Raw genomic sequence first — 23,155 nt, 5'->3', positions numbered from 1 at the left:
GCATCGCCCCGGAATGACGGGGAGGTCGGCTCATGTCCCGCAAAATGTCTGCAGCACGCGCTGATCCGGCAGCGGCGGCTCGGCGTAAGCTGCGTATTGCGGCTGGTCGTCGTAGGGTTTTGACAGCACCGTCAACAGTTCCTCGAACGGCGCGTAGTTGTCATCGTTCGTCGCCGCCGCAATCACTGCTTCGACGCGGTGGTTGCGCGGGATGAAGGCGGGGTTGACGACGCACATGGCCGAGTGGCGCTCGGACGGCGTTTGTGGCTCGAGGGCAAGGCGTTCCCGCCAGCGCGTGGCCCATTCGTCGAAGGCCTGCGGATCCATGAACTGGGCGCGGACGTTCTCGTCGGCCGATGCATCCAGGGCTGCATCGCCGAGGCGGCGGAAGGTGAGGGTGAAGTCGGCCTGGTTTTTCGCCATGGCATCCAGGAGACCCTCGATCAGCGCCTCATCGCCGTCGCGTTCGCCAAACAGGCCGATCTTCCGACGCAGCCCCGCTGCATAGGCGGCGCTGAACTTCTCGGAGAAATCGCCGAGGATGAATTGCGCCTGTTCGATCGCCTTCTCCTGGTCGTCGGAGAACAGCGGCAGCAGGCATTCAGCCAATCGCGTCAGATTCCACAGCGCGATCCGCGGCTGGTTGCCATAGGCGTACCGGCCCATCTCGTCGATCGAGGAGTAGACTTGCGCGGGGTTGTAGTCGTCCATGAAGGCGCAGGGGCCGTAGTCGATGGTCTCGCCCGAGATCGAGGTGTTGTCGGTGTTCATCACGCCGTGGATGAAGCCGACCAGGAGCCAGCGCGCGACGAGCTCGGCCTGGCGGGCGACGACGCCTTCGAGCAAAGCGTGATACGGACGATCCGACTTTGCCACTTCAGGATAATGCCTGTTGATCACGTGATCGGCGAGGGCACGCACGCCATCGGTGTCGCCGCGGGCGGCGAAGAATTGGAAGGTGCCGACGCGCACATGGCTCGCCGCCACACGTGTCAGCACCGCGCCCGGAAGCGCGGTCTCGCGGATCACATGTTCGCCGGTGATGACGGCGGCGAGCGAACGCGTCGTGGGAATGCCCAGCGCGAACATCGCTTCGCTGACGATGTATTCGCGCAGGACCGGGCCGAGCGCGGCACGGCCATCGCCGCGGCGGGAGAACGGCGTCGGGCCGGAACCCTTGAGCTGGATGTCGCGGCGGACGCCGTCCCGGTCAATGACCTCGCCGAGCAGGATGGCACGGCCGTCACCGAGTTGCGGAACGAACTGGCCGAACTGGTGGCCGGCATAGGCCATCGCGATAGGGTCGGCGCCCTCGGGCAGGCGCTTGCCGGCGAGGATTTCCGCCCCTTCCGGGGTGTCCAGAAGGTCCGGATCGAGCCCGAGTTGAACCGCGAGCGGCCGGTTGAGCTTGATCAGGCGCGGGGCGGCAACCGGGGTCGGCGCGACACGGGCGAAAAAGTTCGCCGGCAGTGCCGCATAGGAGTTCTGGAAGGGGAAATGCACCGTCATGGCCTAAAGATAGGCTCGGGCCCCGATTAGGCAAACACTTCGCGCCATCGGGGCCGAAAATGTCCGGTTCGGGCGCAAATCAGGGCGTTCCCTTGGTTGCCGCACCTCGCGGCCTCGGGTAAACCGACCCCCAAATTCGGGCAGGCCGCTGGCCGCCCGATTCGAACCCTCCGACATCTGTTTGGGAAGTCCATGCATCGCTACCGGTCACATACATGCGGCGCGCTCCGCGAGAGCCACATCGGCGAGACGGTCCGCCTTTCCGGTTGGGTCCATCGCGTTCGCGACCATGGCGGCGTGCTGTTCATCGACCTGCGCGATCATTACGGCATCACGCAATGCGTGGCAGACCCGGATTCGGCGGCGTTCCACGATGCCGAAAAGCTCCGCTCGGAATGGGTGGTGCGGATGGACGGCAAGGTCCGCCGCCGCCCCGAAGGTACCGACAACCCGGAACTTCCGACCGGGCAGGTCGAGATCTATGTCAGCGAGATCGAGGTGCTCGGCCCCGCCGCCGAGCTGCCGCTGCCGGTGTTCGGCGAACAGGAATATCCTGAAGACATAAGGCTTAAGTACCGTTTCCTCGACCTGCGTCGCGAGAAGCTGCACCAGAACATCATGACCCGCGGCGCGATCGTCGATTCCATGCGCAAGCGGATGAAGGAGCAGGGGTTCTTCGAATTCCAGACGCCGATCCTCACCGCATCCTCGCCGGAGGGCGCGCGCGACTTCCTGGTGCCCTCGCGCATCCATCCCGGCAAGTTCTACGCGCTGCCGCAGGCACCGCAGCAGTACAAGCAATTGATCATGATGTCGGGCTTCGATCGCTACTTCCAGATCGCCCCCTGCTTCCGTGACGAGGACCCGCGCGCCGACCGCCTGCCGGGCGAGTTCTACCAGCTCGACGTCGAAATGAGTTTTGTGACTCAGGACGACGTATTTGCGGCGATGGAGCCGGTCATCACGGGCGTGTTCGAGGACTTCGCCAAGGGCAAGCCGGTCACCAAGAACTGGCCGCGGATTCCATTTGCTGAGGCGATCCGCAAATACGGCACCGACAAGCCCGATTTGCGCAACCCGATCATCATGCAGGAGGTCTCCGAGCATTTCCGCGGCTCCGGCTTCAAGGTGTTCGCGCGGATGCTGGAAGACCCGAAGAACCAGGTGTGGGCGATTCCGGCGAAGGGCGGCGGCAGCCGCGCGTTCGCCGACCGCATGAACTCCTGGGCGCAGGGCGAGGGCCAGCCGGGCCTCGGCTACATCTTCTGGCGCGAAGGCGGCGAGGGCGCGGGCCCGCTTGCGAACAACATCGGGCCTGAACGGACCGCTGCGGTCCGTGAGCAGCTCGGTCTGCAGGAAGGCGACGCGGCGTTCTTCGTTGCCGGCGAGCCCGACAAGTTCTGGAAGTTTGCCGGCCTTGCGCGGACCAAACTCGGCGAGGAATTGAACCTGATCGACAAGGACCGGTTCGAGCTGGCCTGGATCGTCGACTTCCCGATGTATGAGTACAACGAGGAAGACAAGAAGGTCGACTTCTCGCACAACCCGTTCTCGATGCCGCAGGGCGGATTGGAAGCGCTGCAGACGCAGGATCCGCTGACCATCAAGGCCTTCCAGTACGACATCGCCTGCAACGGCTATGAGATCGCCTCCGGCGGCATCCGCAACCACAAGCCGGAAGCGATGGTGAAGGCGTTCCAGATCGCGGGCTATGGCGAAGAGGACGTGGTTGAGCGTTTCGGCGGCATGTACCGCGCGTTCCAGTACGGCGCGCCGCCGCATGGCGGCATGGCGGCGGGGCTCGATCGCATCGTGATGCTGCTCTGCGGCACCACGAACCTGCGCGAGATTTCGCTGTTTCCGATGAACCAGCAGGCCGTCGATCTCCTGATGGGCGCGCCGTCGGAAGCAACCACGAAGCAGCTCCGCGAACTTCACATCAGGGTGAATTTGCCCAACAAGTGATGCTCAGAGTCCCGTCGAGGCCTCGACCAGGAATTGCGCGAGCGCGATCAGCGGGTCGGTCTTGAGGAGCTGAACGAGCTGGAGCGCCGGCATCTTGCCGTGCGGCGTCAGTTTGATGATCAGCGTTTGTCCGGGACTCTCGACAAAGCGGACCACGGCGTCCACCGCGGCGGCGGCATCGGGATTGGCGGCGACGGCTTGGCCAAACGCCTTGATCTGGTCGATGATGGCGCCTCTCGCCGCCTCCCGACTGACGTTCTGGGCGCGGGCATACTGCGCAACCGCAAGATCGACGCAGCCGCTGTCGCGCAAGGTCAGCTCGATAGCTCCGGCCTCAATCTGGCCGGCGTGGCTCGCCGCTTGCACCGGATCGGCAGAAAACACACCGCGCGGCACATTGGCGAGCGCGACGTGGACCGATGCCTTCAGCAGGTTGCCGATTTCGAGGCTTGCGGGCGCGAGCACGAAGGCGCCGGACTGTTCGGTCCAGCCGGCGCCGAGATCCAGGGCGACGGCCGCCCGGTCGATGCCAGCCGCAACAAGCGGCTGCATCGCCGGATCGGTCGCGTCTACGGGCACGTTCAGCTTCGCCACCAGATGCGCCTTGCTTGGGACGGGGCCGACGAACTGGCCCCAGCCCAGGCTGATGGTGTCGATGTTGATGAGCTTGTCGGTGTCACGGAAGGGCGTGGCGGCGCCCTTGATCTCGATGCCTTCGAACACCCCGAACAACCCAAAGATTTCGTCCGGCGTGGGCTTCGGCCCTGCGTTGGCGCGCGCCGCGAAGCGCATCAGTTGCGGGATGTCGAAGGAATTCAGCGCAAGACGGTCGAACCTGAACGGCCCTTTTGGCGTCTCGACGTCCAGGCCCTCGAGCGCCAATCGGCCGCGGCCGTTTTCCAGATTGGCGCGGATCGCCGCCAGCTTGAACGGTCCCTGCGGCGTCCGCATCGTGTGTCCGCGCAATTCCGCATTGCCGATGCGAATGCCTTCATAGAGGGTGGCCATCTTCTCCATGATTTCGCGCGCCTGGGTCGGGGTCGGAGGGCCGGCTCCGGGCTGCGGCATCAGCGCGAGGATCGCGGGCAGTTGCAGCTTTGACGGCCGCACCGCGATGTCGTCGACCTTGATGCTGTCGATCTGCGCCCGCATGCCCTGATCGGTGGCCAGCACATAGGGGCCGGCCGAGACTTGCCGGTAGATGCGGTGATAGCTGTCGTCGTTCGACTTCCCAGGATCGAGCACGGTGCCTGCCGCAGCGGCGTCGAAATCATGGGCGACGAGATTGGAGAGAGTGCCGGTCAGTTTCGCGCGCTTGCCCGCCTGCGGCGTGTTCACCGTGAAGGTGAAGCTGTCCGCCTTGGTGCTGGCGACCTTGCCATCCCTGACGTCTTGCAGCGCAACGCCCGAATAGGCGAACTCGCCACCATCAGGCGTCGCCGCGCCGCCGTTGATCGTGCCGGTCACCGACGGGATTATGACCGATGAGGCCGCAACCGCAGTGAACTGCTGGAGCGCAAAGCGATAGATGTCGAGCAGGGATTCCGAGGCCGGCAGTTGCGCCGGGGTGGAGGAGCCGGAATAATCCTTCACCGTGAAGCGCGGCACCTTGTAGGTCACCCTGGCCGGGACCTTGTCGGTCACCTCGGTTGCCAGCTCGATATCAGCCAGCTCGATGCTCTCCGCGGAGACGCGGGTCCGGTCGGGCTGGCGGACACCGGTGGCGGTCAGGCTCGCGATCCTTAAGCGAGCTGGTGGCTGCGCCGCCGATTCGCCCACGATGTCCACGACCGTGACGGTGCGCGCCAGCATATCCACCGTCACCTTGCCATGGCTGGCCTTGCCGCCGGCGGCGCGCACCTGCGCGAAGGTCGCCTCGATGCCGCTGGTCATGCGATGCTGCACGTAGAGATTGAAGCCGAGCAGGCCGGCGGCGGCGACCACGACCGCGGCGATCAGGCCGATCAAAATCCGTATCATCCGGTCAGCTCCGAATTACCGATCATCCCGGGGACAAATTGCCATGTTCTCAAGGGGATGACCGGAGAAGGAAAGGGCGGTATGGCTTCAAATATTGCGCAGGCGGGCGGCTGTTGACGGGAGTGCGATCCGATGTTGCATCGAGGGGGCCCGGCGTGCTTCACATCCGGCTCCATCTGCCGGACAACTGGCCTTGTTAGACTGCATAGAACAAGACTTGCATAGAATAAGAGCTTGAGGCCGGAAACGCGAGAGTACGATGTCATCCTCTTCTGAAGATCTCCATTCGGCGGCGCTGGCCTATCACCGGCTGCCGCGACCGGGCAAACTCGAAATACAGGCGATCAAGCCGCTCGCCAACCAGCGCGACCTGGCGCTCGCCTATTCGCCCGGCGTCGCCGCCGCCTGCACCGAGATCGCAAAGANCCCCGCCGAGGCCGCCTCGCTGACGGCGCGCGCGAACCTGGTCGCGGTGGTCAGCAACGGTACCGCGGTGCTTGGGCTCGGCAATATCGGCCCGCTGGCCTCGAAGCCGGTGATGGAAGGCAAGGCGGTGCTGTTCAAGAAATTCGCCGGCATCGACGTGTTCGACATCGAGATCAAGGCCGACACGATCGAGCGCGTGGTCGAGACGGTGGCGGCGCTGGAGCCGACCTTCGGCGGCATCAATCTGGAGGACATCCGCGGCCCCGAGTGTTTCGAGATCGAGGCGCAGCTCAAGGAGCGGATGAAGATCCCGGTCTTCCATGACGACCAGCACGGCACCGCGATCATCGTCGGGGCTGCGATCGTCAATGCGCTGCTGCTGAACGGCAAGAAGCTGTCCGAGGTGAAGATCGTCTGCTCCGGCGCGGGCGCGGCTGCGATCGCTTGCCTCAATCTGCTGGTGTCGATGGGGGCGCAGCGCAAGAACATCTGGGTCTGCGACATTGACGGCGTCGTCCATGAGGGCCGCAACACCTCGATGGACCGCTGGAAGGCGGTCTACGCGCAGAACACGGATGCGCGGGTGCTGGCCGACGTGATCGGCGGCGCCGACATTTTCCTCGGCCTCTCGGCGCCGAATGTGCTGAAGCCGGAAATGGCAAAGCAGATGGCGGAGAACCCGCTAATCATGGCGCTCGCCAACCCGGTGCCGGAGATCATGCCGGACGAGGCGCGGAAAGCGCGCCCCGACGCCATGATCTGCACGGGACGTTCGGACTTCCCGAACCAGGTCAACAACGTCCTGTGCTTTCCCTTCATCTTCCGCGGCGCGCTCGACGTCGGTGCGACCGCGATCAACGAGGCGATGAAGCATGCGGCGGTCGACGCGATCGCGCAGCTCGCGCGCGATCCGCCCTCGGATGCGGTCGCGTCGCGCTACGACACCGGTGAGACGCAGGGTTTCGGGCCCGGCTCGCTGATCCCAAGCCCGTTCGACCCGCGCCTGATCCTGCGCATTGCGCCGGCGGTGGCGAGGGCGGCGATGGAATCGGGCGTAGCGACACGGCCGATCAAGAATTTCGACGAATACACCGCGCTGCTCGAGCGCTTCGCCTTCCGCTCCGGCCTCGTCATGAAGCCGATGTTCGCCAAGGCCAAGACGCAGCCGGTGCGCGTGATCTACGCCGAAGGCGAGGACGAGCGCGTGCTGCGCGCCACGCAAGTGGTGCTGGAAGAGAAGCTGGCGCGGCCGATCCTGGTCGGGCGGCCCTCGGTGGTCGAAGCCCGCATCAAGCGGTTCGGCCTTGCGATCCAGGCCGGCAAGGATTTCGACCTCATCAATCCCGAGGACGATCCGCGCTATCGCTCCTATGTGCAGTCCTATATCGAGGTCGCCGGCCGGCGCGGCGTGACGCCGGATGCGGCGCGTACGGTGGTGCGCACAAACAACACTGTCATCGCGGCGCTGGCGGTGGTGCGTGGCGAGGCTGATGCCATGCTGTGCGGCGTCGAGGGCCGCTACATGAGCCATCTGCGCCACGTGCGCGAGATCATCGGCTTCCTGCCTGGCGTCAGCGACTACGCGGCGCTGGCGCTGATGATCTCGACCAAGGGCGCCTATTTCATCGCCGATACGCAGGTACGGCCGAATCCCAGCCCGGAAGAGCTGTCGGAGATGGCCTCGCTCGCGGCGATCCACGTCCAGCGCTTCAACTTCAAGCCCAGGGTCGCGTTCGTGTCGCATTCGGATTTCGGTAGCTACGACACCGAATCCTCGCGCAAGATGCGGCGCGCCACGCAGCTCCTTAAAGAAAAGCATCCGGAGATCGAGGCCGACGGCGAGATGCAGGGCGACACCGCGCTGTCCAAGGCCGTGCGTGACCTGGTGCTGCCGGGATCGAAGCTGGAAGGCGAGGCCAACATCCTGATCATGCCGAATCTCGATGCGGCCAACATCGCCTACCAGATGATCAAGTCGCTGGGAGACGCGCTTCCCGTCGGCCCGATCCTGATAGGCCCGGCGCGGCCGGCGCATATCCTCACGCCGTCGGTGACGGCGCGCGGTGTCCTCAACATGACGGCGGTAGCCGCGGTCGAGGCGCAGGAGCGTGCGGGCCGCGCGCAGCCGACCTTGTTCGGCTAGAGCATGATCCGAAAAGCTCCTGCTCAAACAAGAAGATGAGATCATGATCCGATTCATCGGATCATGATCTTGGCGGAGACGAATTCGAATTGCTCGCGGCAGGCGGAACGACCATAATCGTTCCGGGCTCGGTTTACGACTGCGATCAATGGGGACGACCATGCCGGGGTTCATTGCTTTCGGACGAGTTTTGTTCGCCGTCCTGTTCATCTATTCGGGAGCAACCAAGCTGTTGGCGATCCAGGCGACCGCGGATTCCTTCGCAGCCAAGATCACCATTCCCGAGATTGCAGCGCCCTATGCGCACCAGCTTGAAACCTTGGCGGCAATGCCGATCATGCAATTGATCGCGATTTCGGTCGGCGTGTTCGAAGTCATCGCCGGCCTGATGATCGCATTGAACTGGCTGGTGCGATTCGTCTCGATCCTGCTCATCATCCTCGTGGTCGGCGCGACCTTCTACTTCCACGATTTCTGGAATCAGCCGGCGCCTGACAACGCCCACACGCTGATGGAGGCGCTGAAGAACCTGTCAATCATCGGCGCGCTGTTCATCCTCGCCGGCTACGGCCGCACGCCGCGGAGCACTGAGGCAGCTTACGGCGATGCGTGAGAGACTTGTAGCCCGGGTGGAGCGGAACGCGTAACCCGGGATGGCGGTATCCGTATTTGCGAGCGGCCCCGGGTTACGCTGGCGCTTCCACCCGGGCTGCGGCAGCCTCACGCTGTGTCGCGCCGCCACGGCGTGACGGTGACGCCTTGGTTGGCATCGAGGATTTGCGGCTCGCCCGGCTTCAATCCGTGGGATGCAAGGATCTGCTGCGGCGAGCGGGCAGGGACGCCGGGAAAGCACGGCTCCCCGTCCGGCAGGTTCACCCCCGGCGCCTGCGACAGCCAGAACGTGTCGTAGCGGTCCATGAACATATCGAACACTGAAGGACCGCCGATGATCGCGACAGTGCCGGAAGTGACACCCGCTTGCGCGCTCGCCGTCTCGAACGAAGCGCCGGCGGGATTCCAGAGCGTAGCGTTCGGATTCGCGGGATCGGCCGCGATGGCGGGCACCTTGCGCGTCACGATGATGCGTTTTCGCTGTGGCGAGTTCGGCTGGTCTTCGTAGGAATTGCGGCCATGCACGATCAAGTCGGCACGGTCGAGGGCGGCGGAGAAGAATCTCTTGTCGCCCTCGAATTTCAATTCGTTCGGCATCACATTATTTGCGTTCGCCAGCCGGCCATCGGCGGAGACAATCACATAGCCTTCGAAACGCAACGCCGGCACGACGACTCGGGAGTCTATTCGTTGACCGTCGTCACGACGCTGTTGACCGGCCGTGCGCTCACCGTCGGCAGCTTGGCGTCCTTGGCCAGCTCTTCCTCATATTTCGGCAGCACCTGCACCGGGGATTTGGCGCGCATTGCGACGACCTTGTAGCCGCCGGCCTTCAGCCGGCTCAACAATTCGGGCAGGGCTTCGGCGGTGTGCTTCTGGAAGTCGTGCATCAGGATGATGCCCTTGCCGAGCTTGTCGACCTTCTTCATCACGGTCTCGATCACCGTCTGCGGCTTGCTCGCCTTGAAGTCGAACGAGTCGAGGTCGCAGGAGAAGATGGCGACGTTGCGGGTGCCGAGATAGGTCACCATTTCGGGCGGATGCTGCAGCGCCGGGAAGCGGAAGAACGGTGAAGGCGAGACGCCGAGCGCCCATTTGACCGCGGCGAAGCCCTTCTCGATCTCGTCCTTGCGCTGGTCTTCAGTCAGCTTCTTGTTGTTCAGGTTGGCATGCGACCAGGTGTGCGCGCCGACGGTGTGGCCGGCGTTGTAAACCTGCTTGAGGATCTCGGGATGGTAGGTCGCGTGCTTGCCGATCGGGAAGAAGATGCCGGTGGTGCATTCGTCCGCCAGCGCCTTCAGCACGGCGGGCGTGTTGTTCGGCCACGGGCCGTCGTCGAAGGTGAGGACCACCTCGTGGTCGCGCAGGAAGTCCAGCTGCTTGAAATGCTCGAAGCCGAAGCCGGGTCCGCCTGTCGTGTCGATCTCGACCGTGCGGCCGACGCCGAGCGCGTTCGGATTGTTGCAAGCGGCGCGTGCTGGCTGCGGTGGCTGTGCGGGGGCGGCCGCCGGAACCGGCGCAGGCGCCGCCTGCGGAGTGGCCGCCTGCTGCGCGGGCGCCGGAGCGGCGTTCGCGCCTTTGGCGACGGGAGCACCTTTGACCATTGGGGGAGTCTGCGACCAAACCGCGGTGGACGAGAGCAGCGAAACTGCGCCCGCCAAAATCAGACCTGCCGCAATGCGCATGGCTGTGTTCCCTAGAGCTATCGTGCGGGTGGAGGTATCCAAAGCCCGCTCGAACTGCCGCCCACCCCAACTAATAGTAGCCTAGATGGTCACACCCCGCCAATGCAACGGAGGCCGACTTCCTGCACAGGTAAATTGCAGGGGATCAGGCCGCCGCCAGCGCCCGGGCGATGGTGGTCTTGACCCTCGTGTCCTCCGGCGCAACCGACTCAGGGAAGACGTCGGCGATGTAGCCGTCGCGGCCGATCAGATATTTGTGAAAGTTCCAGCGCGGGACATCCTTCGGACGCGCCTCGGCAGCCCATCTGTAGAAGGGATGCGCATTGGGGCCTTTCACGACGGCCTTGGCCGCCATTGGGAAGGTGACGCCATATTGGTGATGCGCGGTCTCGGCGATTTCGGTGGCGCCGCCGGGCTCCTGGCTCCCGAAATCGTTGGAGGGGACGCCGATGATGACCAGGCCACGGTCGCGGAACTCCGTCCACAGCGCCTGCAGCCCGGCATATTGCGGGGTGAAGCCACAGAGCGAGGCGGTGTTGACGATCAGGAGCGGACGGCCAGCATGCTCGGCAAGCCGGATGTCACCGCCCTGCAGCGCCGGAAACGAGAAGGCGTAGGCGGTGACCCGGCTCATCGCCGGCTCTGCCTGCAAGGTCCGGGAGAATGAAGATTCGGCCAATACCGCCACCGCGCCCGCGGCAAAGATTCTGCGGCTGATCATGGCCATTCCCCTTCAGCGTGAAGATTCGCCGAACAATAACCCGGCCGGGGGTGGAGCGGGGCTTTCAACAAGACGTTACGGCGGAGAGGCGAAGCCGTGCTTGCGGCGTCGATTTGCGTGTCATTCCGGGGCGCGCGAAGCGCGAGCTACGATGTGCAATTGCACATCGGAGAATCCATTCATCCACGCGTTTTGCGGCCTGATGGATTCCGGGTCTGCGCCTTCGGCGCATCCCGGAATGACGGAGGAGAGAGCCTCAATTTATTGTGCTGGAGAAGGCCGGAGCTGGTCTGCGCTCCCAGCCAAGACGTTCAGCGCAGCGGGATGATGAAGTCCGTGCCTTCGCCGGTCTCGCCCTGGTTGATGCCCTGGTCGGAAACGATGATCGAGCCGCCCGTGGTCAGCGCCTCGTTGACGCGCGCCATCGCGTCCTGCGGGATGGTGATGCGGTCGAGCGCTTCTGCCGGGCTGCTCGCGAGCGGCTGCGGCTTGACCTCGGCGGGGGCCGTCGCGCCGCGGCGGCGCCGTCCCGGATAGGCATCTTCCTCGAGCCGCGCCGCTGTGCGTGCAGTCGGCAACGAGACCACCGACCAGCGCAGGAGGTTGGGATCGCTCTTGTCGACCCGGGCGGTGAACACATGCGTGCCCAGCGGCCGGTCGCCAGGCGCGATCACCACGGGCACCTCGAACAGCGGCGCAAAATTCTGCCGAACGTAAAGCTTGGAATCCTTGCGGCTGATCAGGACGGCGATCTGGCCGGTCCGCTTCGGCTGATCGAGCTTTGCGGCGGCCGGCAAACGTGAACCATCCTTCTTGACGTCGGCAGCGGGCGCGTCGCCCGGCTTGGCGGGCTCGGCCGCTTGCTCGGATTCCTTGGGCTCGGTCGATTTGGCGGCGTCGACTTTCGGTGCATCCTGCTTGACCGCTTCGGCCGTTCTCGCGGCTTTCACACGTTCAGCGGCAAGGGCTTCGGATTTCGAAGCTTCCGTGCTGGCAGTGATGTCGATCGGATTCTGCTCGCCGGCTGAGCTCGCTTCGCCGACCGCGCTGTTGTCCAGCCGGGTGGCCGGCATCGCACCGCTAGCGTCCGCAGTATGGGTCTGCTCGCGCAGCGATGTTTGCAACTCGGCATGACCCACGGTGGCGCGCAGCTCGATACCGGGTTCGTTGGCAGGCTTGAGCTCCGCGCCCTTGTCGCCCTTGACGCCAAGCGGAGCATCCACCTTCGGTTCTTCGGCAACGGGTTGCGGCGCCACCTTTTGCGTGGCGAGCAGCGGATGCGAGAAAGCAACGGGTGTGATCTCGCCGGGCGTGATGACGACGCGCGCGCCCATCTTGGTCCAGTTCCACATCTTGATCGCGAATGACATCGGCATCCGGATGCAGCCGTGCGAAGCCGGATAGCCGGGCAGCACGCCGGCATGCATCGCGACACCCGACCAGGTGATCCGCTGCATGTAGGGCATCGGCGCGTTGCTATAGATGTTGGAGTGATGGAATTTGTGTTTCTGGATGACGCTGAAGATACCCATCGGGGTGGAGTGGCCCTTCATGCCGGTCGAGACCGGGCTCTCGGCAAACAGACCGTTGGCGTCAAAGACCCGCATCTTCTGGTCATGGATCGAGACCGTGATGATCAGCGGAGTCTGAGGCTTGATGCCGGTTTCTTTCTCCGGGGCTGCGGCCTTTGCAGCGGGCTTGCGCGGCTTCTGCCGCCGCGGCTGAATCTGCGGCTCGGGCTGATAGTAGGTGGGATCATAGTCGCGGTAGTAGTAGAGCGCGGCATCGGCCTGCGAGGCGGCGCCAAGCGTGCCTACCGTCGCCAGAAGCGCGATCTTCCAAGCCCGTTCACTTGCAGTATGCAATGTTGAAACCCGACGTCCGCTCACGCGCATAGTCCTTAAGATTCCCAGTCCGCTATTGGTTGGTTGTCGCAGAGGCGAAATACGTTCACCAGCGCAGGCACTTTAACCCTTCTGTGATCGTAGCGCTTTTCATAGAAAGCGTAGCAAAAAAGCCTCACATTAGGTTAAACCGGCCAACGCGCCTCTCAATGCGCGCAGCCTTTCCTTTCAGCCTTTCCTTGCAGCCTTTTCGCCATACATAGGCCGCGCCAACAACGTAGCGGAGCCATCATGCACGCCAAAGCCATCACTTCTCCGCAACTGCCTTGGAAGAGGCTGGCTTTGGCCACAGTCGTCCTGGCGCTGGGACTGGTGCAGGCGGCAGTCGCTGCCGACGAGCCTGACCTGATCTTCCGCCGCTCCACCGTGTTCAAGTGGATTTCGCCCAACGACAAGCTCGCGACCTATGGCGTCGACGATCCCGAGGTCGAAGGTGTGGCCTGTCATTTCACGGTGCCGGAGAAGGGCGGCTTCAAGGGCTGGCTGGGGGTGGCGGAGGAAGTCTCCGACATTTCACTGGCTTGCCGGCAGATCGGCCCGATCCGCTTCAAGGACAAGATGAGCCAGGGCGACGACATGTTCCGCCAGCGCCGGTCCCTGTTCTTCAAGAAGATGCAGATCGTCCGCGGGTGCGATGCCAAGCGCAACGTGCTTGTCTACATGGTCTATTCGGACAAGCTGATCGAAGGCTCGCCGAAGAACTCGACCTCTTCGGTGCCGATCATGCCGTGGGGCGCGGCCGACGCTGTCGTGCAGAAGTGCGGCGACTTCATCCAGTAGTGGAAGAAAGGGCTAGAGCATTTTCGGTTCTGATTGAATCAGAACCGAAGCTCTAGATTCTTGTTTTGACGCGTTTTCTTCACGCGAACCGGTGTCCACTTCGCTCGAAAACGCTCTAGAACTGCCGTTTCTTCCAGTCGGACCCTCGCATGCTGGCCTGAAGGCGGGCTTGGGGATCGCGGCAGCCCACGAGGCGCACAAGCTTCTGCTGCGCGCATTCATTGTCACCCATGACGTGGATGTCCTGCTGCGACATCGCACCCGCCATCTGCTGCTGGCCGGGTTTGCGGGTCGCGGTTTCCTTGCCAACGTCGATGTTGCCATCGCCCACGACTGCGATCCTTCGTTGGATTGAGAGAAGTAGCTAACGCGCGACCATCAACAAAGGTTGCGAGTTGTGCGACTGAGTCGGTGGAGCAAGCTGTTGGGTTCAGTTCGCCGCAGTGCTCCTAGCGGCCAAAGATTAAGAACTCGCGACGTTGTTGATCGGCGCATCGATAATCTAGCGGCAAACCGTGGTTGCCGGCGTTGATCTATGTCATTCGCGAGGTGAATCATTTCTTCGCCGGTGGCGAGGCACGGCGCGAGCGCGCTGGTGTACCAGAAATGCGGGTACTGAAATCATTGCGTTTTCTGCCCCAATGTTTCGTCGCGCCGAGCCCACGAAACAATTCGGCAGTGGAATGAAACCATTTTGAGGTTTTCGCGCAGATGTCCGGAAACAGGGCGTGGTTATCAAACCGCCATACGAGGCGGGAACGCTGGAAGACCGGAGACAGCCAAATGCGGACGATCAGCTTCATCCTTGCCTTCGCCTTCGTCCTGGCTGGACCCTCAATGGCCGGGTCCTCCAACAGCGACCTTCCGGGGATCGGCAGCTTCTCCTATACGGGTTCGCCGATTGCAGGCGCCACGACTCAGGCTATCGTCGTTGCCGCCAACTGAGCTCCTTGTTTGAGCATGATCTTTTCGGAAAACCGGTTTCCACTTTTCCGGATCATGCTGTGAGAAGTCTGCAGGAAAGCCGACGGTAAATGAACTGCATGCTCTTGCGCACCTGTCTCGCCGTCATCGCGGCATCGATCATTTCTGCCAGTTCGGCGCAAGCGCAGGCGCCGACAGCGCATCAGACCCAGCCGGTGCAATTCCGCACCCTGTTCAAGGTGCTGCCCGATCCGCGCGGTGAATTCGTGCGCCAGTGCGCCCCCCACATGCTTGGCCGCTGGGCGCATCCGGAAGCCGTATGCGGCTGTCTGCACGATTATGCTGCCGCCACCGTCGAGGATCCCGATCTGCGCGAAGCCTTGCTGCGCGGGATCAGCGAGACCGGCGTGCCGACGATCGAGACCGACTGGGTGCCGCCGTCAAAGCAGTCCGAGATCGGCCCGACCTTCACCAAGATCGCGAAGCCGACGCTGCAGTGCATGTTCGATCCGGCGACGGAGTGAGCGGCGTTTCTCGATCATCCCACGAGGTCATCGCCCGGCCTTGACCGGCGATCCAGTATTCCGCGGCGCTTCTTGTGCGCACAACTGGCGATGTTGGTTACTGGATGCCCGGCCGGCGCGGGGCATGACTGACAACTCAGCGCTTCTTGGTGCCGAGCCGCGGGACGCATTTGCGCACGCGCGTCACGCCCTGGCTCGTCATCTGCGAGCCCGAGACTTCCTTGATCTGGCCCGCGGGGCATGATCCGTCGTCGACCATCACGCGCTGGCCCAGTCGCAAATCGATGATGTCCTGCTCGCGTCCCAGCACCTGGGCCGACGCTGACGGCGGCGATGCAAGCCAACTCAGCAGCGCGATGCAGCCGACGCGCAGAACTCTTTCCGAAATCATCAGCATCACTTGCCTTGGATCTTCAACCCGTCGGGGCCGACATTGATCTGGAAACCTTCGGGCTGCTTCTTGGCCTGGTAGAGCTGGTAGCTGAGCACGCCGATCACGGCGAGCAGCACACCGATGATCAGATACAGGACGTTGCGATTGCCGGGCATCCGGTATCTCCGCCGTACAGCTTTCATTTTCAGCTTAATGAGGCGCCGGCGATTCTCATAGAGCCGCGCGCGACGTTGACGTTTTGGCGACGCGGGCTCTCGGCTTACGGCTCTCGCGCAGCGCGGTGAGCGAGGCCTTCGCCAGTCGTTCGGCCGATGCTTTCAGTTGCGGAAGGCCGTGGCCGGCAAACCCCAGCACGAAGCCGGGCAGGGGACGCGCACGATGATAGGTCTCTGCGAGCAGCCAGCCGTCGACCCCGGCCGCGTTCCTGGCCTCTGACGCGACGAGCGGTTCGGTCGATGGATCGAACCGTGCCACCAGATGCAGACCCTGCGAGGGCACCGGCACCGACAGCTCGCCTTCGGAAGCCGCCGACAGCGTCGAGGCCAGCACGTCGCGGGCCTCGCGGTAGAGCCTGCGCACCTTCTTCAGGTTGGCGGCGAAGGCGCCGGAGTTGAGCATGTCAGCGACGGCGCCTTCCATCAGCGTGGAGGGAAAGCGATCGAGCGCGGCGCGCGCTGCCGTCACCGGACCGATCAATTTTTCAGGCAGCGCGCAATAGCCGACGCGCAATCCGGGAAACAGTGTCTTGGCAAATGTGCCCATGTAGATGACGCGCCGGAGATGATCGATGCCGGCGAGCGACAGCAGGGGAGCGCCGTCATACCGGAATTCGCTGTCGTAATCGTCCTCGAACACGAAGGCATCGGCGGCCTTGGCCCAGTCCAGCAGTTCCAGCCGGCGCGGCATCGACATCTGCACGCCGAGCGGAAACTGATGCGACGGCGTCACATAGGCCGCACGGGCCGCCGGCGCGCGGGCCCGGCCGTTCGCAACCACCATGCCCGATGCATCGACCGGAACGGAAACCGCGCGATAGCCGCAATGCTCGATGGTCCGGCGCGCGATCGGGTAGCCTGGATCCTCGCACCAGATCTGGTCGCGCGGCCTAAGGATCGCGCTGAGCACGATCCGCAGGCCGTGCAGCGTGCCGGACGTCAGCATGATCTGCTCGGGATCGCAGCGCAGGCCGCGCGCCGACAACAAATGGTCGGCGATTGCGGCGCGGAGCTCGCGGCTGCCCCTGGGATCGCCGTAGTGGAAATGCTCGGCGCTGAAGGCGCGCATCCTTCGGCCGACGAAGGCGCGGAAGCGCTGCAGGGCGCGGCTATCGATATGCGTGCAGCCCAGCGCCAGCGCGCCTTGCTGGGGCGCATCGATGGTGATCTTCGGCTTCGGTGCCTCGCGGGCTCGCGCAGGGATGCGCGCCGCGACGAAGGTCCCCGAGCCCGTGGTCGCCACTGCGAACCCGTCCGCGATCAAACGCTCATACGCGGTGACGATCGCGTTGCGGCGAAAGCCGGTCTGCTTTGCGAGAGTGCGGGAGGGCGGTAGCGGCTCGCCGGGTTTGACGATGCCGCCGAGGATGGCGTGGCAAAGCGCCTGGTAGAGGCGCTGCTGCGCCGAGGCGCCAAGTGTGACATGCGGTCCGGAAAGGTCGAGCGGCAGCTCGGCCTTTCGGGGCGACGCAGAATTGGTCGAAATTTTTCGCATGGAATTGGCACTATCGCAGACCAAATCCGGCGCTACAACTGCTTCGAAACGTTCAAAATCCAGAAACAGGAGCTGCCGTGAGCGAAGGTGCTGCCGCCTCTTATCCGCTGTCACCACGAAACCAGGTGAAGCGCCGCCATGATCGCGGCTTCTATGATCATGAAACCGTGCACCGCATCCTCGATTCCTCGATGCTGTGCCACGTTTCCTATGCGATCGACGGCCAGCCCTATTGCACGCCGACCTTCTTCTGGCGCGAGAGGACGAAGCTTTACTGGCACGGCAGCAGCGCGAGCCGGATGCTGAGGAACCAGTCCGCGGGCCAGAGGGTCTGTCTCACGGTTGCGCATCTCGACAGCCTGGTGCTGGCGCGCTGCGGTTTCAATCATTCGGCCGACTACCGCGCGGTGATGGCGTTCGGGTCAGCCTATCTGGTTACCGATCCGGACGAGAAACAGCGTGCGCTGGTCGCGATGGTCGACCGCTTCTTTCCCGATCGCACCGCGAGCCTGCGGCCGAGCAACACGCAGGAGATCAAGGCGACATCTTTCATCGCGATGGAGATCGAGGAGGCTTCCGCCAAGATCCGCGCCAAAGGCGTCGCCGATGACGACGAGGATTACGAACTGCCGATCTATGCCGAGCGCATCCCGGTGCGCACCGTGCTCGGCGCGCCGGAACCGTGCCCGCGGCTGCTTGACGGCGTGACGCGGCCGGCGTCGCTCGATGGCTATTCGGAAGGCCGGCTGCTCGATGAAGCACTACGAGATGCCTATTTTGTGCAGTACCCCGGCGGCTGAGATCACGCTATAGCGTTGCGGGCCAAGCGCCCACACGCTTGATGATCGAACCTGGAGTTGGAGCTGCTGCATGAGTGCCGATTCGCAACAAAGGATCCTGGACGCCGTTGATGCCGGCTTCGCTGCGCAGCTTGCGACCACGAAGGAATTCGTTGCGATCCCATCGACGCGTGGCGCGGAAGGTCCGTGCCAGGACATGATCGGCGATCTCCTGCGCGCACGCGGCTACGAAGTCGACGACTGGCATATCAATGTTGACGATCTGAAGGACCTGCGCGGCTTCGGCCCGATCGAGCATGATTTCTCCAGGGCCCGTACGGTGGTCGGCACCTATCGGCCGCCCAGCAATGGCGGCAAATCGCTGATCCTGCAGGGGCACTGCGACGTGGTGCCGACCGGCCCGCTCGACATGTGGGAGACGCCGCCATTCTCGCCCACCATCAAGGATGGCCGGATGTATGGCCGCGGCGCCTGCGACATGAAGTCGGGCACGATCGGCGCCCTCTATGCGCTGGATGCGATCAAGGCGGCAGGCTTGCGCCCAACGGGGCGGATCCACTTCCAGTCGGTGATCGAGGAGGAGAGCACCGGCGTCGGTGCGCTCTCGACCCTGCAGCGCGGTTATCGCGCCGATGCCTGCCTCATCCCGGAGCCGACCGACGGCAAGATGATCCGCTCGCAGGTCGGCGTGATCTGGTTTCGGCTGAAGGTGCGCGGCTTCCCCGTGCATGTGTTCGAGGCCGGCGCCGGGTCGAATGCGATCATGGCGGCATATCACTTGATCCACGCGCTGGAAAAGTTGGAGGCTGAATGGAACGAGCGCGCCAAGGCCGACCGGCACTTCAAGGACGTCGCCCATCCCATCAACTTCAATCCCGGGATCATCAAGGGCGGCGACTGGGCTTCCAGCGTGCCGGCCTGGTGCGATGTCGACTGCCGCATCGCGGTGCTGCCGGGCTGGTCGATTGCGGAGTGCCAGAAGGAGATTTTGGCTTGTGTCTCTGCGGCCGCGCGCGACCATCGCTTCCTTTCCAACAATCCGCCAGAAGTGCAGTGGTCGGGCTTCCTGTCCGAGGGCTATGAGCTGACTGACGCGGCCGAGCCGGAAGCGGCGTTCGCGAAGGCGTTCGGCGCCGTCTATGGCGGCACGGTGGAAGACCGCGCCTTCACCGCGCTCACTGACACCCGCTTCTATGGATTGAACTACAACATCCCGAGCCTGTGCTTCGGAGCCAGCGGCGCGGCGATGCACGGCTTCAACGAATATGTCGACCTGGAGTCGCTGCGCAAATCCACCAAGGCCACCGCACTGTTCATCGCGGAATGGTGCGGGGTGGAGAGGGTGTAGGGTGTAGTAGGGTGGGCAAAGCGAAGCGTGCCCACCTTCTCTTGCACCGACCGCGAACGGTGGGCACGCTGCGCTTTGCCCACCCTACGACACCGATGGCCACAGTGCAGCTACTATCGCATCCAGCCCATCGGTCAGTGCGGCTGGGCCCGGCTGCAAGATGATCGTCGACTTGATCTCGATGATGCGGTCGTTGCGCACGGCGGGGATGTCGTTCCAGCCGGGGCGGTTGCGGATACGATCGGGCACGACCTTCTTGCCGCACCAGGAGGCGAGGATCACGTCAGGCGCGGCGTCGCGCACAATCTCGGGCGCGATGATGCGATCTTTCGCCGCCTTCTGTAACCGCAAGCCTGGCAGTGCGTCTTCGCCGCCGGCGATCTCGATCAATTCCGATACCCAGCCGATGCCGCTGATCAGGGGATCGTCCCATTCCTCGAAATAGACTTTTGGTTTCGGCTGCGGACGCGGCGTCGCAGCGATGCTGGCGAGGCGCTGCTCAAAGCTCGTCGCAAGCTGGTCGGCGCGCTCGGCGGCGCCGACCATGGCGCCGAGCGTGCGGATCATGGCCATGATGCCGGCAATGTCGCGCTGGTTGAAGACGTGAACGTCGACGCCGGCCCGCACGAGATCGGCGACGATGTCAGCCTGGATGTCGGAGAAGGCGAGCACGAGGTCCGGCTCGAGCGCCAGGATTTTCGGGATGTCCGCCGAGATGAACGCCGCGACGCGCGGCTTCTCGCGCCGGACCTGGGGCGGCCTCACCGCATAGCCGGAGACGCCGACGATGCGATCCTGCTCGCCGAGCAAATACAGCGTCTCCACGGTCTCCTCGGTCAGGCAGACGATCCGGCGGGGAGGGAAGTGGCGCATCGGAAAATCTCTCTCATTGGCGCATCGTCACATCGGCCATTACCTCGGACGTCATTGCCTGATTTACCGGCTCCGTCCATTCTCCGCCGCTGCCGCGCGCACAACAAAACGGGAGGACGCATGACGCCGCTGGAAAAGATCCAATCGATGAAAATGCCGTTTGCGGAACTGAAGGGCGTCACGTTCACAGAGGCCGACAAGGACCGCGTGGTGGCGAGGATGCTGGTGCGGCCGGACCTCTGCACGCTGCATCACACCATTCACGGCGGCGCGGTGATGGCGTTTGCGGACTCGGTCGGGGCGGCTGCGACCGTGATCAATCTGCCCGAGGATGCCAAGGGAACCACCACGATCGAGAGCAAGACCAACTTCATCGGCGGCGCCAAGGAGGGGAGCACGGTGATCGCCATCGCCACGCCTGTGCATCGCGGCCGGCGCACGCAGGTCTGGCAGACTCGGCTGGAAACCGAGGACGGCAGATTGGTCGCCCTCGTGACCCAGACCCAAATGGTACTATAGTGCGCTCGCCATCCCGAAATTCATCAATAAATTCAGGACGAAAGATCAAGTGAATCCAAATGCAACATTCGGTGAATCTAAGCACTTGAATTTCATGTTGCGACGCACAATATTGCGCGTCTAGGGATTCGACGCCTCCTCGAGGGCTACCACGAGGAGCTATGGAATGAACTACGATTCTACCGGTTTGGCGCCGGCCAAGGGCACTGTTCGGACGCTGAGCCAATCGGAATTGCCGCTTCTGCAGGACCATCTGCTGAGGCTGGACCGAACCAGCCGCTATGATCGCTTCCATGGCTTCATGGATGACGGCTTCATCAAGCGCTATGCCGAGAAGTGCGCCAATGACGGCACCGTCATCATCGCCTATTTCGAGGACGGCACGGTGCGCGGTGCGGCCGAATTGCATCAGCCGGACCAATCGCCTGATGGCGAGCCTGAGATCGCCTTTAGCGTGGAGCGCTCGGCGCGCCGCAATGGCGTCGGCAGCATCCTGTTCCGCAAGCTGATCGCAGAGGCGCGGGCGAGGGGCTATCGCTCGCTTCGGATCACCACCGGCGCGCAGAACCAGGCGATGCGTGCGCTCGCCAGCAAGTTTGGCGCGAAGCTGACCTTCCGCCACGGCGAATCCACCGGCAGCATCGATCTTGCGCGGCATGGCCAGCCGGAACTGGTCCCCGCGCCGACCGTCGCGCCGCTGGAGGCCGCGCGCGCGATCGCCGATCTCAACCGCGCCTATTGGCAGATGGTGTTCAAGATGTACGGCTGGGGCCGCGCCGCCTGATCGGCGCGCGCACTCGTGCGCCCCAACTCTGCGGGCAATTCGCTCAGGTGAACGAATCGCCAATCGCAGTTCAGGTGCCAGTGCGCTTGTCGTTGCCGAACCGCCGGACCACGCGCCGCTCGACCACGACCGCGCGCTGCGCGCCTTGCTCGCCCGTGATCACGCGGGTCGCCGACCTCGCGGTGGTGCGCGCCGTCTTCTTCACCTCAGCCAGCACCTCCTCGTAAGGGAGGCCCATCAAGGCGGACGCGATCTCGGCCTGTTGCTCAAGGTCGTCGGTGATGCCGACGGCGGCGAAGATCGCTTCCTCCAGCGTCGGCGGATCGCGCCTCACGCGTCGGGGACCATATTTCGTTTGCCAGTCTTCGCTCATCGGGGCCTCGCTGGGAGCGGGATGACGGTTCCATAAATCGCCATCCGCCCGCCGCTTCGTTTTGAGCATGATCTCCGCGCAAACGCTTCGTCTGTCGCGAGGAAATTCCGGTAGCTATTTTTCCGGATCACGCTTTGGGCGGATACCTAGGCTGCATATTGTTGCATTGCAATATGAAACTGACATGGCAATCCAGCCATGCACGGTAGACTTTCTCCAGATCATGATCCGATTGGACAGAATCGGATCATGATCTGATCTCTTTGTTTGAGCATGACCTTTTCGGAAAACCGGTTTCCGCTTTTCCGGATCATGCTCTGTTTACCCCGCCTCATCGCGCGATCGTGACCGGTTATGCACCGCAATCGTGCGTCGCTACGCGGTCGTCATCCGGATCGAGGGCGCCGTTTCGATGGCCGCGGAATCAACCGCCGGCTGCGGCCAGCGTTGCAACGCGGCGCGGCCCGCATCGGTCAGCACATAGATTCCACGCTCGGCGCGGTCGAACCAGCCGTAGACATTGTGCAGCAGGATCTTGCCGGCATCCGGAATATCCACCCGGAGCTCGCGCACGCGCCGCGGTCCATTGGCGAGCGCTGACGCGCAGGCGAGCGCCTGCTGGCGGTAGGCCGTCATGATCGGCGAGCGCGTGCTGCCGCCCATCACGGGATCGCCCCTGCGGCGATTGTGCTCGGCAACCAGGCGCGAGCGCTTCTTCGGATCACGGCGCGGCGCCGTGGTCGGCGGCTTCACCAGCACCTCGACCTCGCCGGCACTGGTCACTCCCAGCATGCCGAAGCCGAGGCGGCGGCAGAGATTGCGGTAGCGCGCGTCGCTCTCGCGGCCTTTGCCGCGCGACGACAATTTGGCGGCGATCCAGATCTCGTCGCAGGCGCCGGCGCGACCGACCGCCTGCAGGATCAGTTCCAGGTTGAAGGTGAGCTTCAGCTCACCGACCACGACGACCGGCGGATCGTCGCCGCTCAGCGCCACGAGGTCGCAGCCGCCGATCTCGCCCTTCACCGTGAAGCCGAGCTTTTCGAGAAATCGTTTGACGGGCAGATAGAGCGAGGTTTCCACGCGCAAAACTCTCCAGTCGCGAAATGCCGCGACTCAGTTGCAGAAGTTTACCGCAAAGCGTTTGCCGGGACGGTGGCAAAACGGTTAGTCTTCGTGCGGGA

At 63.8% G+C, this 23,155-nt stretch carries 23 protein-coding genes; 9 read left to right on the top strand and 14 right to left on the bottom strand.

Going from position 1 to position 23,155, the window contains the following annotated elements; all coding sequences use genetic code 11:
- Nucleotides 1-30: 30 nt before the first annotated feature.
- Nucleotides 31-1,509: a protein adenylyltransferase SelO gene (locus YY7_RS0126600; protein WP_028165881.1), complete on the bottom strand. Its 1,479-nt coding sequence runs from the start codon at nucleotides 1,507-1,509 to the stop codon at nucleotides 31-33.
- 192 nt (nucleotides 1,510-1,701) lie between these two features.
- On the opposite strand from YY7_RS0126600, the gene aspS reads away from it, so the two are divergent.
- Nucleotides 1,702-3,474 carry an aspartate--tRNA ligase gene (gene aspS / locus YY7_RS0126595; protein WP_028165880.1) on the top strand — a complete coding sequence of 591 codons (1,773 nt, stop codon included), beginning with the start codon at nucleotides 1,702-1,704 and terminating at the stop codon, nucleotides 3,472-3,474.
- 3 nt (nucleotides 3,475-3,477) lie between these two features.
- On the opposite strand, the gene YY7_RS0126590 is transcribed toward aspS, so the two are convergent.
- Nucleotides 3,478-5,454, bottom strand: coding sequence for a hypothetical protein (locus YY7_RS0126590; protein ID WP_028165879.1), 1,977 nt, complete (start codon nucleotides 5,452-5,454; stop codon nucleotides 3,478-3,480).
- Nucleotides 5,455-5,713: 259 nt separating this feature from the next.
- Between YY7_RS0126590 and YY7_RS0126585 the strand changes: the two genes are divergently transcribed.
- On the top strand, nucleotides 5,714-8,023 hold the full coding sequence (locus YY7_RS0126585) for an NADP-dependent malic enzyme (RefSeq protein ID WP_028165878.1): 2,310 nt from the start codon (nucleotides 5,714-5,716) through the stop codon (nucleotides 8,021-8,023).
- Between the two features lie 160 nt (nucleotides 8,024-8,183).
- Nucleotides 8,184-8,636, top strand: coding sequence for a DoxX family protein (locus YY7_RS0126580; RefSeq protein WP_028165877.1), 453 nt, complete (start codon nucleotides 8,184-8,186; stop codon nucleotides 8,634-8,636).
- A 107-nt stretch (nucleotides 8,637-8,743) separates the two neighbouring features.
- Here YY7_RS0126580 and YY7_RS0126575 read toward each other — a convergent pair whose 3' ends face one another.
- The 4 genes from YY7_RS0126575 to YY7_RS0126560 all read right to left on the bottom strand — a co-directional run bounded on the left by YY7_RS0126575 (nucleotide 8,744) and on the right by YY7_RS0126560 (nucleotide 12,936).
- Nucleotides 8,744-9,304, bottom strand: a complete 561-nt coding sequence (locus YY7_RS0126575) for a dihydrofolate reductase family protein (RefSeq protein ID WP_028165876.1) — start codon at nucleotides 9,302-9,304, stop codon at nucleotides 8,744-8,746.
- 14 nt (nucleotides 9,305-9,318) lie between these two features.
- Nucleotides 9,319-10,320 (bottom strand): polysaccharide deacetylase family protein, encoded by a 1,002-nt coding sequence (locus YY7_RS0126570; RefSeq protein ID WP_028165875.1) that lies wholly within the window; start codon nucleotides 10,318-10,320, stop codon nucleotides 9,319-9,321.
- 145 nt (nucleotides 10,321-10,465) lie between these two features.
- A complete protein-coding gene (locus tag YY7_RS0126565; protein WP_028165874.1) occupies nucleotides 10,466-11,041 on the bottom strand; it encodes a glutathione peroxidase in 576 nt (191 codons plus the stop codon).
- A gap of 311 nt (nucleotides 11,042-11,352) precedes the next feature.
- On the bottom strand, nucleotides 11,353-12,936 hold the full coding sequence (locus YY7_RS0126560; protein ID WP_051396931.1) for a L,D-transpeptidase family protein: 1,584 nt from the start codon (nucleotides 12,934-12,936) through the stop codon (nucleotides 11,353-11,355).
- 240 nt (nucleotides 12,937-13,176) lie between these two features.
- Between YY7_RS0126560 and YY7_RS0126555 the strand changes: the two genes are divergently transcribed.
- Nucleotides 13,177-13,725, top strand: coding sequence for a CreA family protein (locus YY7_RS0126555; protein WP_051396930.1), 549 nt, complete (start codon nucleotides 13,177-13,179; stop codon nucleotides 13,723-13,725).
- A gap of 115 nt (nucleotides 13,726-13,840) precedes the next feature.
- On the opposite strand, the gene YY7_RS52895 is transcribed toward YY7_RS0126555, so the two are convergent.
- Nucleotides 13,841-14,056, bottom strand: coding sequence for a hypothetical protein (locus YY7_RS52895; RefSeq protein WP_035690963.1), 216 nt, complete (start codon nucleotides 14,054-14,056; stop codon nucleotides 13,841-13,843).
- Nucleotides 14,057-14,279: 223 nt separating this feature from the next.
- Nucleotides 14,280-14,528: a hypothetical protein gene (locus tag YY7_RS60690; protein WP_155255332.1), complete on the bottom strand. Its 249-nt coding sequence runs from the start codon at nucleotides 14,526-14,528 to the stop codon at nucleotides 14,280-14,282.
- A 240-nt stretch (nucleotides 14,529-14,768) separates the two neighbouring features.
- On the opposite strand from YY7_RS60690, the gene YY7_RS0126540 reads away from it, so the two are divergent.
- Complete coding sequence (locus YY7_RS0126540; RefSeq protein ID WP_028165871.1) at nucleotides 14,769-15,173, top strand: hypothetical protein; 405 nt, start codon at nucleotides 14,769-14,771, stop codon at nucleotides 15,171-15,173.
- A 136-nt stretch (nucleotides 15,174-15,309) separates the two neighbouring features.
- On the opposite strand, the gene YY7_RS0126535 is transcribed toward YY7_RS0126540, so the two are convergent.
- From YY7_RS0126535 to YY7_RS0126525, 3 genes are read right to left on the bottom strand one after another with little or no spacing between them, the layout of a single operon-like run.
- The gene (locus tag YY7_RS0126535; RefSeq protein ID WP_155255331.1) at nucleotides 15,310-15,570 is read right to left on the bottom strand and encodes a DUF6719 family protein; all 261 of its coding nucleotides are present in this window, start codon (nucleotides 15,568-15,570) and stop codon (nucleotides 15,310-15,312) included.
- The gene (locus tag YY7_RS62045) at nucleotides 15,570-15,722 is read right to left on the bottom strand and encodes a hypothetical protein (protein WP_196237334.1); all 153 of its coding nucleotides are present in this window, start codon (nucleotides 15,720-15,722) and stop codon (nucleotides 15,570-15,572) included. Before YY7_RS62045 ends, YY7_RS0126535 begins: the two co-directional genes overlap by 1 nt.
- Before the next feature lie 55 nt (nucleotides 15,723-15,777).
- On the bottom strand, nucleotides 15,778-17,277 hold the full coding sequence (locus YY7_RS0126525) for a PLP-dependent aminotransferase family protein (protein ID WP_028165869.1): 1,500 nt from the start codon (nucleotides 17,275-17,277) through the stop codon (nucleotides 15,778-15,780).
- A gap of 77 nt (nucleotides 17,278-17,354) precedes the next feature.
- Here YY7_RS0126525 and YY7_RS0126520 point away from each other — a divergent pair, with 77 nt between their 5' ends.
- Both YY7_RS0126520 and YY7_RS0126515 read left to right on the top strand, forming a co-directional pair.
- Nucleotides 17,355-18,077: a pyridoxamine 5'-phosphate oxidase family protein gene (locus tag YY7_RS0126520; RefSeq protein ID WP_028165868.1), complete on the top strand. Its 723-nt coding sequence runs from the start codon at nucleotides 17,355-17,357 to the stop codon at nucleotides 18,075-18,077.
- A gap of 70 nt (nucleotides 18,078-18,147) precedes the next feature.
- The gene (locus YY7_RS0126515; protein WP_028165867.1) at nucleotides 18,148-19,425 is read left to right on the top strand and encodes an ArgE/DapE family deacylase; all 1,278 of its coding nucleotides are present in this window, start codon (nucleotides 18,148-18,150) and stop codon (nucleotides 19,423-19,425) included.
- Nucleotides 19,426-19,509: 84 nt separating this feature from the next.
- On the opposite strand, the gene YY7_RS0126510 is transcribed toward YY7_RS0126515, so the two are convergent.
- Nucleotides 19,510-20,298: a cobalamin-binding protein gene (locus tag YY7_RS0126510; protein ID WP_028165866.1), complete on the bottom strand. Its 789-nt coding sequence runs from the start codon at nucleotides 20,296-20,298 to the stop codon at nucleotides 19,510-19,512.
- 120 nt (nucleotides 20,299-20,418) lie between these two features.
- Between YY7_RS0126510 and YY7_RS0126505 the strand changes: the two genes are divergently transcribed.
- Together YY7_RS0126505 and YY7_RS0126500 are read left to right on the top strand one after the other, a co-directional pair.
- Complete coding sequence (locus YY7_RS0126505) at nucleotides 20,419-20,817, top strand: PaaI family thioesterase (protein WP_028165865.1); 399 nt, start codon at nucleotides 20,419-20,421, stop codon at nucleotides 20,815-20,817.
- A 166-nt stretch (nucleotides 20,818-20,983) separates the two neighbouring features.
- Complete coding sequence (locus tag YY7_RS0126500; protein WP_035690959.1) at nucleotides 20,984-21,601, top strand: GNAT family N-acetyltransferase; 618 nt, start codon at nucleotides 20,984-20,986, stop codon at nucleotides 21,599-21,601.
- Between the two features lie 70 nt (nucleotides 21,602-21,671).
- Here the strand turns inward: YY7_RS0126500 and YY7_RS0126495 are convergent, their stop codons facing one another.
- Both YY7_RS0126495 and YY7_RS0126490 read right to left on the bottom strand, forming a co-directional pair.
- On the bottom strand, nucleotides 21,672-21,974 hold the full coding sequence (locus tag YY7_RS0126495) for a hypothetical protein (RefSeq protein ID WP_028165863.1): 303 nt from the start codon (nucleotides 21,972-21,974) through the stop codon (nucleotides 21,672-21,674).
- Between the two features lie 375 nt (nucleotides 21,975-22,349).
- Nucleotides 22,350-23,054, bottom strand: a complete 705-nt coding sequence (locus tag YY7_RS0126490; RefSeq protein ID WP_028165862.1) for a DUF2161 domain-containing phosphodiesterase — start codon at nucleotides 23,052-23,054, stop codon at nucleotides 22,350-22,352.
- Between the last annotated feature and the right edge of the window lie 101 nt (nucleotides 23,055-23,155).

The organism is Bradyrhizobium elkanii WSM2783, from assembly GCF_000472865.1.
In the GTDB taxonomy this organism is placed as follows: domain Bacteria; phylum Pseudomonadota; class Alphaproteobacteria; order Rhizobiales; family Xanthobacteraceae; genus Bradyrhizobium; species Bradyrhizobium elkanii_A.
This window is presented reverse-complemented; position numbering and strand designations above follow the sequence as displayed.